A 12,556-nucleotide genomic window follows, 5' to 3' on the forward strand; every position below is an offset into this window, starting at 1 on the left:
TGATAAAATGTTTCACGTGAAACATCGGCATGCTAAACCAGGCCAACAAGAAATAATGATATTTTTTTGAAGGAAGACAAGAAAAAATGTGGAAATAAATAGTCTATGAAAAAGACTCAGAAAAAGAGGTGAAAAGAATGGGGAAAATAATCACAATCGCCAACCAAAAGGGTGGAGTTGCTAAGACAACCACAGCAGTCAATCTCGGCTCGTGTCTGGCAACGCTTGGAAAGAAAGTCCTGCTCGTTGACATGGACCCGCAGGGTAACGCCACCAGTGGGCTGGGCGTATCCAAAACGGGTATTAGCCGCTGCATTTACGACTGCATAATTAATGATATACCTGTGACCTCAATGATTCAATCCACCGAAATAAACAATTTGTTCATTGTCCCATCTACGATCCAGCTGGCTGGCGCGGAAGTTGAACTCGTATCAGTCATTTCAAGGGAAATGAAACTAAAAAAAGCCCTGCTTCCCATAAAGAGCAGGTATGACTATATCATAATAGATTGCCCGCCTTCGCTTGGATTGTTGACCCTCAATGCCATGACAGCCGCGGACAGGGTTTTAATTCCTATCCAGTGCGAATACTACGCACTGGAAGGACTTGGGCAATTGATGAATACGATCACGCTCGTAAAAAAACATTTAAATCCCGGTCTGGAAATAGAAGGTGTTGTTCTGACCATGTTCGATGCCCGAACGAACCTGTCGATTCAAGTAGTGGAAGAAGTCAAGGCCTATTTTAAAGATAAAGTGTTTAATTCGATAATCCCACGCAATGTCCGCTTGAGCGAAGCGCCGAGTTACGGGAAGCCAATAATCACATACGATCCAAAATCCAAAGGAGCAGAACAATATTTTGATTTAGCCAAGGAGGTCATAGAACGTGACTAAGAGTCGCCTGGGGAGAGGACTGTCAGCGCTTATACCCACGGAATCGGATGCGCTTGTTAAGGACGAACCAGTAACCGAAATCAAACTGGAATTGATAAAGCCAAACTCCTTTCAACCGCGTAAAAGCTTCGATAAGGACAAACTGGACGAACTTGCCAGATCGATTCAGGAACATGGAGTTGTTCAGCCGGTTGTAGTACGTCCATTGGGTAATGGAGAATATGAACTGGTTGTGGGCGAAAGGCGACTCAGAGCCTGCCAGCAGCTCCTGCTGGAAAAGATCCCTGCCGTGGTTAAGGACCTATCTGATCGCCAGATGGTGGAGATTGCCCTAATTGAAAACATTCAAAGAGAAGATTTAAACCCGGTTGAAGAAGCTGCTGCTTACAAAAGATTGATGGAGGAGTTTGATTTAACACAAGAGGAAGTGGCCCAGAGAGTAGCCAAGAGTCGTTCCTTTGTAGCCAATATGCTCAGGCTGTTGAAGCTCCCGCAGCCAGTGCTGGAAATGCTGTCCAGTGGGCAGCTAACGGTTGGACATGTTCGACCTCTTCTGGCAGTGGATAACGAGGAGCAGCAAATAAAATTGGCCGGGGAAATGATAGAAAAAAACCTCACGGTAAGGGATGCAGAGGCATTAACAAAGAAACAAGTCGCTGAGAAACCCATGGATGGTAAAAAAAATAAGGGAAAAGAAAACAAACTTCCTCCCGGAATTCTGGACCTGGAGTCCAGGCTGAGAAGCCTTTGCGGGACAAAAGTAAGGATAAAACAAATGGGCGAAAAAGGGCGTATCGAAATCGATTATTACAGCAGCGACGATCTGGATAGAATTGTGTCCATCTTTTTAAAAGAAGACTATTTGTAGTATGCAAATATTTTCAAAAAATAAATAGAAACGTAGAAATTATCCAAATATATTTAATTAGCGGAAAGTGAAAAAAGGAACTAGCTAAAAAAGACGACTTGTTGTATAATGATTTCGAAGCGGTACGGCCAGGTTAGAGCTTGATCTGGCCGTAGATTGTGAATATTATCACATATGCGGCAGTTATATTTTTCCTGCGAATCATTAAGGGGGTTGAAGAAAAATGAGTTGCCTATGTCAATGCGGCACCGGAAAGGAATCGGAAATTCTTGCGTTCATTGATCGCATCATTGACGCATATAAAGGGCAAAAAGGTGCCTTGATTCCTGTGCTGCACCAGGTCCAGGAGCATTTGGGGTATTTGCCGGAAGATGTGCAGGCCTACATCGCCGAAAAGCTAAATGTTCCATTAAGTGAAGTTTATGGTGTCGTCAGTTTTTACACCCTTTTCAGCACGGTGCCCAAGGGCAAGTATAAAATAAGCGTGTGCCTGGGAACCGCCTGTTATGTTAAAGGGTCGGGCCAAATCCTGGCGGAACTGGAAAAGGAATTAAACATCAATGTGGGCAGTACCACCGAAGACGGCCTGTTTACGCTGGAAGCCTGCCGCTGCCTGGGCTGCTGCGGCCTGGCTCCGGTTCTTATGGTTAATGATAACGTCCACGGACGCCTGACCAAGAGCGATGTTGGCGCAATAATTAAAAAGTACAGGGAAATAAGTTAGAGGAGGGTTGTAGATGCGGTCTATAAATGAACTAAAAGCATTGAAAGAAAAAGTGGAAAAGACTATGGCCGTCCGTGAAAACAAGGGAGCGCCTACGGTGATTGTTCACATGGGGACCTGCGGGATCGCCAACGGCGCGCGGGATGTCCTGAATGCGGTTATGGAAGAACTCAAGGTTCGCGAATTGACAGATATACATGTTACTCAGACCGGCTGCCCCGGATTGTGTCACAAGGAGCCGCTTGTTACAGTATCTTTTCCCGGCAAGAAACCATACCTTTATGGCAAAGTAACGCCTGAGAACGCCAGGAAAATAATTTTGCAGCATCTTGTGAACGGCCAGCCCGTGGCCGAGTGGCTGGTAAATAAAGAGGAGTAGCCGGTGAGGCTAAGAAGAAGGAGGAGTTGACATGGAGTTTTATCGTTCCCATGTGCTGGTTTGCACCGGCACTGGCTGCACCTCTTCTGACAGCCGGCTGGTTAAAAGCAGGCTGCAGAAGGAAATAGAGGACAAAGGGTTGGAAAAGGAAGTCAGGGTCGTGGAAACGGGCTGCTTTGGTTTCTGCAACCTGGGTCCAATTATGGTCATATATCCCGAAGGAACATTTTACTGTCAGGTAAAACCGGATGACGTCAAGGATATCGTGGAAGAGCATTTGATCAAGGGACGCCCCGTCCAGCGCCTGCTTTACCGCGAAGTGGACAAAGAGATAAAAACGACGGACTTTGAAAACATCGATTTCTTCAAATCCCAGAAACGCATTGCCCTATCCAACTGCGGGTTGATAAATCCTGAAAAAATAGAAGAGTATATTGCCCGGGACGGGTATTTTGCCCTGGCCAAGGTTTTACATGAAATGTCACCGCGGGATGTAATCGAAACGATTAAAAAATCCGGCTTGAGAGGCCGTGGGGGCGGGGGCTTCCCCACAGGCATGAAATGGGAATTCGCTTATAATTCCAAAGGAGATCAGAAGTACGTGGTTTGCAACGCGGACGAAGGTGATCCCGGAGCGTTTATGGATCGCAGCGTGCTGGAAGGAGATCCTCATTCCGTTCTTGAAGCCATGGCTATTGCCGGCTATGCCATTGGGGCAAACCAGGGGTACATCTACGTGCGCGCTGAATATCCAATCGCCGTGGAACGCCTCGGCATTGCCATCAAGCAGGCTCGAGAACTGGGATTGCTGGGTAAAAACATCTTTAGCAAAGGATTCGATTTTGATATTGATTTGCGCCTGGGGGCGGGAGCGTTTGTCTGCGGCGAAGAGACCGCCTTACTGGCTTCAATCGAAGGCAGAAGAGGAGAGCCAAGGCCAAGACCGCCTTTTCCGGCTGTGGAAGGCCTGTGGGGAAAACCTACCATTATCAACAATGTGGAAACATTTGCCAATATACCCCATATAATTCGCAATGGAGCGGAATGGTTCGCTTCGATCGGCACTGAGAAAAGCAAAGGGACAAAGGTATTTGCGCTGGCCGGAAAAATAAACAACACAGGTCTTATTGAGGTGCCGATGGGAACCACCTTGAGGACAATCATTTATGAAATCGGAGGCGGTATCCCTAATGGCAAGAAGTTTAAAGCAGCCCAAACAGGAGGACCCTCTGGCGGGTGCATTCCCGCTAAACACCTGGATATGGAAATTGACTATGACAATTTGCTGTCCATAGGTTCCATGATGGGCTCCGGCGGGATGATTATCATGGACGAGGATACCTGCATGGTTGATATTGCCAGGTTCTTCCTTGAATTTACCCAGGATGAATCCTGCGGTAAATGTCCGCCCTGCCGGATCGGGACAAAGCGGATGCTGGAGATATTAACGAGGATCACTGAAGGGAAAGGGAAGCCGGAAGATATAGAAACACTGGAAACACTGGCTTTGACGGTTAAGAATGCTTCCTTGTGCGGGCTTGGGCAGACCGCTCCCAACCCGGTACTGAGTACTCTCCGTTTCTTCAGGGATGAGTATGAGGCTCACATTTTCGATAAAAAATGTCCCGCTGGGGTTTGCCAGGCGCTGCTGACCTATACGATCCTGCAAGACAAGTGCCGCGGCTGCGGTCTGTGCGCGCGCAATTGTCCTGTGGAGGCCATTACTGGAAAAGTGAAGGAACCATATGTGATTGACGCTGAAAAATGCATCAAATGCGGCATCTGCCTGGAAAAATGCAAATTTGGGGCCGTTGTGAAGAAGTAAAGGCCAAAAATAAAGTCGAGGAGTGTGACTTTGCATGGAAATGGTAACTTTGACGATCGACGGCCAGGAAGTGCGGGTGCCTGCCGGTTCCACGGTACTGGAAGCCGCACGAAAGGCCGGGATTGATATACCGACACTGTGCTATTTGAAGGAAATCAATAAGATCGGGGCCTGCCGGGTCTGCCTGGTGGAAATTGAAAAAACCAGGGGATTGCAGCCCTCTTGTGTATACCCGGTAGCAGAGGGAATGAAAGTAAAAACCAATACGCCGGTTGTCCGGGAGGCTCGCAAAGCGGTGGTGGAACTGATACTTTCCAACCACCCGATGGAGTGCCTTACCTGCAGCCGAAACACAAACTGCGAACTCCAGGCCCTGGCCAAAAAACTGGGGATAAAAGACATTCGTTTTGAAGGGGAAAATACTGAGTTTCCGGTGGATTCTTCTGCGCCAGCCATTGAAAGGATCCCCGACAAGTGTATTCTCTGCCGGCGCTGTGTAAGCGTCTGCAACCAGGTGCAGGGAGTGGGTGTACTCGGCGTAACGGAAAGAGGCTTTGAAAGCATTGTGGCGCCTCCGTTCCACCGGGAACTGAACGACGTTAACTGCGTGCTTTGCGGCCAGTGCGTCAACGTTTGTCCTGTAGGCGCATTAAGGGAGAAAGACCACACCAAGAGAGTGTGGGAGGCCATCAATGACCCCGAAAAAATCGTTGTTGTTCAGACGGCGCCTGCGGTTAGGGTCGCTCTGGGAGAGGAGTTTGGATTCCCAATTGGCACGTCCGTTACCGGTAAAATGGTGGCTGCTTTAAGAAGACTGGGTTTTGACAGGGTGTTTGACACTGACTTCACTGCCGACCTGACAATTCTCGAAGAGGGAAGCGAACTGCTGGAACGCCTGAAAAATGGAGGAAAACTGCCGCTTTTGACTTCCTGCAGCCCGGGCTGGGTAAAATACTGTGAACACCATTACCCGGAATTCCTAGATAATCTTTCTACGGCGAAATCACCTCAGCAAATGTTTGGGGCGCTTGCCAAGACCTACTTTGCTGAAAAAATCGGGGTGGATCCCGCCAGGATATATTCGGTTTCCATCATGCCCTGCACAGCCAAGAAATTTGAAAGACAGCGCCCGGAAATGAAGGACAGCGGTTTTTCGGATGTTGATGCGGTGCTGACCACCCGCGAACTGGCCAGCATGATAAAGGAAGCCGGTATTGATTTTAGTGGCCTGCCTGAGGAAAAATACGACGAGCCGATGGGCATTTCTACCGGCGCCGGCCTGATTTTTGGAGCAACAGGCGGTGTTATGGAAGCGGCGCTGAGGACGGTTTATGAAATCGTTACCGGAAAAACATTGAAAAACCTTGACTTTATCGCCGTGAGAGGACTGGAAGGCATCAAAGAAGCTGCCGTAGACTTGCCGCCTCTGGGAACAGTCAAGGTGGCTGTCGCTCATGGTTTGGGCAATGCCAAGAAGGTGCTGGAAAGAGTAAAAGCCAAAGAAGCGGAATATCACTTTATCGAGATCATGGCTTGTCCAGGCGGCTGCCTGGCGGGCGGCGGCCAACCGCTTGTCAGTGGACCTGAACGGATGAAAATGGCGGAAGATTTTCGCGCTCTAAGGGCAAAAGCCATCTATGAGGAAGACAAGGGGATGCCGCTCAGGAAATCACACGAGAATCCTGCAATCAAAGCGCTTTATGAAGAATACCTTGTGAAACCATTAGGTGAAAAATCACATCATCTGCTACACACTCACTATCATGCCAGGCCAAAATACGCGGCCCTGGCCGCCCTGGAAAGCTGCAAGAAATAAACGGTGCAAGGAACCAACAACAGCGGATGCCGGGTAACACCGGAAGCCGCTGTTTTTCTATTTGTTTCCTTATAGTCCTCTGGAAACATTGAGAATAAGAAGGTATAATAATGGACATGAAGCGAAGGAGAGGAGCTAAAAGACGATGCTGGGAACTGTAGTAAACGCCGGGGCAATAGCTTTTGGAGCGTTAGTGGGCATTATACTGCGTACGGGTATTCCGCAAAAATATAAAGACACCGTTATGCAGGCCTTGGGCATAGCTGTGGCCTTGATTGGGATAAAAATGGCCCTCCAGACCAGGAATGAATTGATTGTTATTATTAGTCTGGCTGCAGGCGCTGTGGTGGGAGAAGCGCTTGGTATTGAAAGGGCCTTGGAAAAACTCGGGGAAAGGCTTCAGAAAACGCTTAATTCAAGTGACGGCGATTTTGTGAAGGGATTCGTAACATGCAGTCTTGTTTACTGCGTGGGCGCTATGAGTATAATGGGAGCCCTGGAAAGCGGTTTAACCGGCCAGCACAAAATACTGTTTGCCAAATCATTATTGGATGGGATCAGTTCAATTATTTTCGCTTCAACGATGGGGGTCGGTGTTATCTTTTCCGGCCTTTCAGTGTTGTTTTACCAGGGAGGTTTGACCCTGCTGGCCGGGTCGGTAAAAGTCTTTATGACTGAAGCGGTGATTGCGGAAATGACTTCGACGGGAGGACTGTTAATCCTGGCTATATCCGCAAATATTCTGGGGTTAACAAAGTTTAAAACCGCCAATCTTTTACCTGCAATCCTCGTGGCTGCAGTTTTAACCTTATTGGTTGGCGGGGGGCAGTGATACAGGCTGTTCATGCTCTTAAAGGAAAAGGAGAGTGGCTTTATTTATGCTGCAGGTAATAAACGATCTGATTTATGAAAACTATGCCCTTATAGCGATTGTTTTAATTGTTTTGTTTGCTGCAGGTCTTGCTTTGTTTCTCGCGGTGATATTTCGCCTTAATAAGCTGGCCCGTCAGTACAGGGCGCTTATGCGCGGGATGGATGGAAAAAACATCGAACAGATTGTGCTGGAAAACGCAAACATATTGGAGAATTTACAAAAAAAATTGGCCGGCATAGAAACGCAGCTAAAAGAGGTGGAAAGGCTTAACAGGCGAAGCATACATAATGTAAGCCTCTTGCGTTTTAACGCTTTTCACGATATGGGCGGGGACCTCAGCTTTGCCCTGGCTTTGTTGAATCATGATGGAGACGGGGTTGTTATCAGCAGCATATACGGGCGTGATGACGCGCGAACTTACGCTAAGCCTGTTAAGGGAGGCAAGTCGACCTACCATTTTTCACAGGAGGAGGAAAAGGTCATCGCTTTGGCCCTCTCCCAGGAAAATGACGAAAACAATTCGCCGATTTTGAGTAAAAAATGACTTAATGGGGAAGGATTTATAAAGATTATGTAGAATATTATCTCTGGTAGTTTCACTCTGCTTGGGACGACTTCTTTTCAAAAGGCAGGTTGTAGCATGTCGGGGGAAGAGAAGGGAACAGCGAGAAAAAAAGAAAAGAAAAAGATCAGCCACCTGACGATGATGGTTATACCGCACAGTCACGGGGCCAGTGTTAAGAATTACTGCATACCGATGTGGCTGTTTAAGTCGTTTATGATTCTTAGCGTTTCCTGCATTCTGGTTGTGGGTTATTTTGTTGCAGGATTTTTTTATCTCAGGTATGTGACCGTAGAGAATAAAGAACTCAAGGAAATAAATATGGCGCAGGCCAAAGAAATCAATGAGCTGAAAGGCCTGGCCGGATCGATGCGCAGCAAATTGGAATACCTGGTCCAGCTTGATCAGGAGGTCCGGGCGAAAGTGGGTCTTATCAAGCCTGCAAATAATGAACAGAATGACCGTAGTATCCTTAGTTCACGGTCTGAAACAAGGTACCAGCTGATGACAATGGGGATTAGTGCTATTGCTTCAGCCGGTTCCCAGCCCCTTCTTGTACAGGCGGACATAGTCGCACCGCAGGAAAGCACAGGCCTTGTCGAAAGCGGTGAGGTTCTGGAACTGCCTGTGCCTGAAAACGAAATCGATACCCTCGAGGACCTCGGAGAACAGCTGGCCTTAATGGACCAGATGTTAACGCAGCAGGCTGAAGCGATGAATAGACTCAATTCCGACGTCGACAAGCGGTTAGCCTACTTGAATGCACTGCCCAATGCCTGGCCTATCCAGGGGCGCATTACTTCCGGGTTTGGCTGGCGCAGGAACCCCTTCTCACGGGGGCAGGAATTTCATGAAGGCATAGATATTGCTCAGTCATACGGTGCCCCCATCCGGGCATCCGGAGACGGAGTGGTTACCTTTGCGGGATATAAAAGCGGGTGGGGAAGGGTGGTAGTAATTTCCCACGGATTTGGCTATGTGAGCCAGTATTGCCATAATTCATCCTTACTTGTTAGTACGGGAGAAAGGGTTAAGCGCGGGCAAATCATAGCGCGCCTCGGCAATACAGGACGCAGTACGGGGCCGCATCTTCATTTTGGAGTGGCGAAGGAGGGAAAATGGATTAATCCTATGACAGTGATTGGGAAAAAGGAATAACAGGAGTGAAGTAGATGTTTGGAAAAAAAGGAGCACCTGAACCGGCCAATTATCAGAAAATCGATACACTAATTGGAAAAGAGACAAATCTTCAGGGGACTCTTATTGCTAAAGGAACGATTCGAATAGATGGGGAGTTTAAGGGAGATATCCAGGTGCAAGGAGACCTGGTTATAGGGGAGACCGGTAAGGTCGAAACGAGTGTTGAAGCGCGCAATGTTCTTATTGCGGGACACCTTAAAGGTAACATCCAGGCTTCAGGGTTGGTGGATCTTGCCCCGTCTGCCAGGTTATACGGCGACATAAGGGTTAAAAATTTGATTATTGAAGAAGGAGCTATTTTTAAAGGCAACTGCCTGATGGAAAGCAAGGATGAGACCACCGCGGGAATGCAAGAAGAGAGAGATTAATAGAGCCGCACTGCGGCTTTTTTCATTACGGAACGGGAGTAACAAAAAAGCCACCTTAGGTAAGCATTGTTAACGGCGTCTTTAGCTTGCTTTTCGAGGGGTGCATTTCTAATTGAGATGACCGGTTTGGCGAAGAGCAAGAAAGATGCTGTTAGCAATCAAGCATGACATTTTCATTACGATACTAAGCCTGGTGTTTTGCAGCACCTGTATTTCCATAAAGCCTCCGACATTGACAATACCATAAATGCTGATGTCCCCCACCTCCGGCAGCAGCTTGCTTACGCCTGCCCCCGGCTTGAGCGGCTTACCCTCCAGCAGGATGGTACCGACATTGGCCAGTTGGCCAAGGCAGGCATCTACCGCGATTACCGTAAGTCCATTTTCTTTATCTCTGATACGCAAGAGATACGATTCGAGGTTCTGAGCGTGGACCGGATTATCTATGGTTCCAAGGATTTCGATGTTTTTACCATGAAGAAGCGATGACAAGCGCCATCCAGTCAGCGGTCCCAGGCTGTCGCCTGTTGATCGGTCAGTGCCTATGCATATAACAAGAGGACGGCGGTTTTTGCCCAAATTGTTTAAAAGCGCGGCAAGGTGTTCGGAAAGCTTTGTTACAGCAAAAACATCATCCATATGTACACGTATTTTATTGTCCTCGGTTTTTGCTGCCTTAGTAAAATAATCCAGCAACGAAGGGAACATTCCATATATGCCTCCAAGTTTATTAGCCGTAGTATGCGTTAATAATAGGTGAACTATCCATGTAAAACTTGAAGGTGATATTCCCACAAAACAGCGGGTGAATTAATAAATTATAAGTTTAAGAATAAATATTACTATAATTCCTTTAACCCGCGGAGAATGATTTGATGCCCGACTATAAAAGATTTCTAAGCTGGCAGGTAGCTTTTACTTATGTTGGGACGGTCATTGGCGCGGGTTTTGCCTCTGGGCAAGAAATACGTGTTTTTTTTGCCTCATTTGGTTTAAAAGGACTGCTGGGGACTGTTGTTGCCGGAGTCCTTTTTGCTGTCCTGGGCGAGCGCATTTTACATGCTGCGGGGGAAAAAAGCATGGAAAATTATGAGCAATATACCATTTACCTCTTCGGAAATAGGTTGGGAAAAATCTTTAATGGAATTATCGACATTTTCCTGGTGTGCGGTTTATCGGTTATGCTGGTGGCCAGCAGCAGCCTTTGTGCAGAATTGTTGGCCTTGCCGGAATGGGTGGGGTTTGCTGGTACGGTTCTTTTTCTCTATGTCTCTTTGCTAATGGATGTGGAAGGAATACTTTGGCTGAATACCCTGCTGGTTCCCGGTATCATTATTATGTCCACCGGAATAGCGGCCGCAAGTATTTTTTACCCTGGGCAGGCTTCAGCCCAGGAGAGCTTCAGGGGGGGATTAGCAGGCGGCCACTGGCTTTTTGCCTCTATTCTTTATGTGTCGTATAATCTTGTATTAGGGGCGGTGATCCTTTCTTCCTTAGGGAGGAAGGTTGGAAAAGAAGGGAGCAAAGGAACTATCCTGGCGGGCATGATTTTAGGTTTGCTGGCGGCTGTTATTTGCTGCGCTTTTTTTGTTCAGGGAGAATACGTCTACAGGGCAGAAATACCTATGCTCACTCTTGCCGCCAGTATTCATCCAGCAGCCGGATGGAGCTACTCTCTCATCCTGTGGACTGCAATCTTCACTTCAGCCCTGAGCAACGGGTTTGGTCTCATGAAGAGGCTGGCCGGCAGGCTGTCCTGGCCCCGGCCCGTGCTGGCTTTGTTCATTTTTTTACCCACCTTTGCGTTCATTGGGTGGCCGTTGAGCAGGGTAGTAGCGTTTGTTTACCCTCTCTTGGGCTATTTTGGCCTGCTTTTTATTGCGGCCGTAATCATTAAAAAGAAATAAACGCGACCAAGACCTTCCCCTTCCTGCAGCTGCGGTGGCTTACTCTCCCGTGACAGGCTTTACATGCTCAGGTTCGTCCTACCGGACGAACCTGAAAAAATGTCTGGATTGTTTACGGATGCAGCACGCTATTCAAGAAAAACACAGGGATTGCGGTGAGCCATTATCCTGATTTCCTCTTCAGTAATACCGCATTTGAGCAGTTCTTCAATAAACATGCGAAATCCCTCCACCGGCGAGGGATGGCTAGCCTGGCCAAAGTCAGTCTGAATAATGCAGCGTTCCGCTCCAACTGCCCTGATCGAACCGGCCGTTTCCTCGGGAGTGCTGTTCTTCCAGGCGGGCATGAGGGGAAGCATGGATTTTTCAAGATAGGCGCCTTTTTTAGCAAGGTCCTGCTGCACGCTGAGCGGTGTTTTTGTCAGGTCAAGTTCAGGGTGGGCCACCAGCAGTTTCTTTATGCCCATTTTACAAGCTTCGTCCACAAGCGAAATGACTTCCTGGACAGACAGGTGTCCTGTTCCCAGCGCTCCTCCGTTCTCCGCAATGAGGGCCAGGATCTCTTTTACTTCATTCAGTATTTTGCCGTCGTCATCCAGGACGGAGTATCCTTTATCGGGAACCTTGATTTCATAACTTGATTTTTGTGCTTTCCAGTTGCCGCCGCTGTGAAATTGAAGGTGGTTTCGGGCTGATATTGTTGGCATCCAGATTATCTTGGCGCCCATTTTAAGTGCCAGTTCCACTGCGTAAGGGTTAAATCCCCCGACAAACTGGTTGAGGACAAGGCATCCTCCTACAGCAAGCCCGGTTTGTTTGCTCAGGGTTATTGCCCTTTCTACCGTGCTGCCCTCGTGCGCTTTAATGATGAATCCCTTCATTCCCGCTTTCCTGGCATGCTCTGCCAGCTCGAAGTCGTCCACCGAACGTGGAAAAAGGCTCGGGGATGTGTGGACGTGGATGTCGACAGCTCCTTTCAGGAGTTCGCTCGCCCGGTAGTTTTCCATAATGTTTTGCCTCCTTTTCAACTCATTGACACCCGTGAAGAAATAATTTAGGACAATCGGCCAAAAGTTGTTTTAGCCGAATCAGCGGCCGGCAGTATTGTGCCCGGCCGATTTTGTTTCAACGTGC

Annotated in this window: 13 protein-coding genes; 11 read left to right on the forward strand and 2 right to left on the reverse strand. The window is 48.0% G+C overall.

Annotated elements, in window-relative coordinates:
* Window positions 1–137 precede the first annotated feature (137 nt).
* From NUV48_00290 to NUV48_00335, 10 genes are all read left to right on the forward strand, one after another.
* On the forward strand, window positions 138–899 hold the full coding sequence (locus tag NUV48_00290) for an AAA family ATPase (GenBank protein MCR4440577.1): 762 nt from the start codon (window positions 138–140) through the stop codon (window positions 897–899).
* Window positions 892–1,767 carry a ParB/RepB/Spo0J family partition protein gene (locus tag NUV48_00295; GenBank protein ID MCR4440578.1) on the forward strand — a complete coding sequence of 292 codons (876 nt, stop codon included), beginning with the start codon at window positions 892–894 and terminating at the stop codon, window positions 1,765–1,767. Before NUV48_00290 ends, NUV48_00295 begins: the two co-directional genes overlap by 8 nt.
* A gap of 223 nt (window positions 1,768–1,990) precedes the next feature.
* A complete protein-coding gene (nuoE, locus tag NUV48_00300; GenBank protein ID MCR4440579.1) occupies window positions 1,991–2,491 on the forward strand; it encodes an NADH-quinone oxidoreductase subunit NuoE in 501 nt (166 codons plus the stop codon).
* A gap of 13 nt (window positions 2,492–2,504) precedes the next feature.
* Window positions 2,505–2,870: a (2Fe-2S) ferredoxin domain-containing protein gene (locus NUV48_00305; protein MCR4440580.1), complete on the forward strand. Its 366-nt coding sequence runs from the start codon at window positions 2,505–2,507 to the stop codon at window positions 2,868–2,870.
* Window positions 2,871–2,901: 31 nt separating this feature from the next.
* On the forward strand, window positions 2,902–4,695 hold the full coding sequence (nuoF, locus tag NUV48_00310) for an NADH-quinone oxidoreductase subunit NuoF (protein ID MCR4440581.1): 1,794 nt from the start codon (window positions 2,902–2,904) through the stop codon (window positions 4,693–4,695).
* A 34-nt stretch (window positions 4,696–4,729) separates the two neighbouring features.
* Complete coding sequence (locus NUV48_00315) at window positions 4,730–6,511, forward strand: NADH-dependent [FeFe] hydrogenase, group A6 (GenBank protein MCR4440582.1); 1,782 nt, start codon at window positions 4,730–4,732, stop codon at window positions 6,509–6,511.
* 145 nt (window positions 6,512–6,656) lie between these two features.
* Entirely contained in the window at window positions 6,657–7,343 is a 687-nt protein-coding gene (locus NUV48_00320) for a DUF554 domain-containing protein (protein ID MCR4440583.1), read from the forward strand.
* 46 nt (window positions 7,344–7,389) lie between these two features.
* On the forward strand, window positions 7,390–7,929 hold the full coding sequence (locus NUV48_00325) for a DUF4446 family protein (GenBank protein MCR4440584.1): 540 nt from the start codon (window positions 7,390–7,392) through the stop codon (window positions 7,927–7,929).
* 96 nt (window positions 7,930–8,025) lie between these two features.
* Complete coding sequence (locus NUV48_00330; protein MCR4440585.1) at window positions 8,026–9,105, forward strand: M23 family metallopeptidase; 1,080 nt, start codon at window positions 8,026–8,028, stop codon at window positions 9,103–9,105.
* Between the two features lie 14 nt (window positions 9,106–9,119).
* On the forward strand, window positions 9,120–9,515 hold the full coding sequence (locus NUV48_00335; protein ID MCR4440586.1) for a polymer-forming cytoskeletal protein: 396 nt from the start codon (window positions 9,120–9,122) through the stop codon (window positions 9,513–9,515).
* 108 nt (window positions 9,516–9,623) lie between these two features.
* Here NUV48_00335 and yyaC read toward each other — a convergent pair whose 3' ends face one another.
* Complete coding sequence (gene yyaC / locus NUV48_00340) at window positions 9,624–10,223, reverse strand: spore protease YyaC (protein ID MCR4440587.1); 600 nt, start codon at window positions 10,221–10,223, stop codon at window positions 9,624–9,626.
* A 167-nt stretch (window positions 10,224–10,390) separates the two neighbouring features.
* Between yyaC and NUV48_00345 the strand changes: the two genes are divergently transcribed.
* Window positions 10,391–11,422, forward strand: coding sequence for a hypothetical protein (locus tag NUV48_00345; protein MCR4440588.1), 1,032 nt, complete (start codon window positions 10,391–10,393; stop codon window positions 11,420–11,422).
* A 128-nt stretch (window positions 11,423–11,550) separates the two neighbouring features.
* Here the strand turns inward: NUV48_00345 and NUV48_00350 are convergent, their stop codons facing one another.
* Window positions 11,551–12,429 (reverse strand): DUF6282 family protein, encoded by an 879-nt coding sequence (locus tag NUV48_00350; GenBank protein ID MCR4440589.1) that lies wholly within the window; start codon window positions 12,427–12,429, stop codon window positions 11,551–11,553.
* Between the last annotated feature and the right edge of the window lie 127 nt (window positions 12,430–12,556).

The sequence above is a fragment of the Peptococcaceae bacterium genome (assembly GCA_024655825.1).
Lineage (GTDB): Bacteria > Bacillota > Peptococcia > DRI-13 > PHAD01 > JANLFJ01.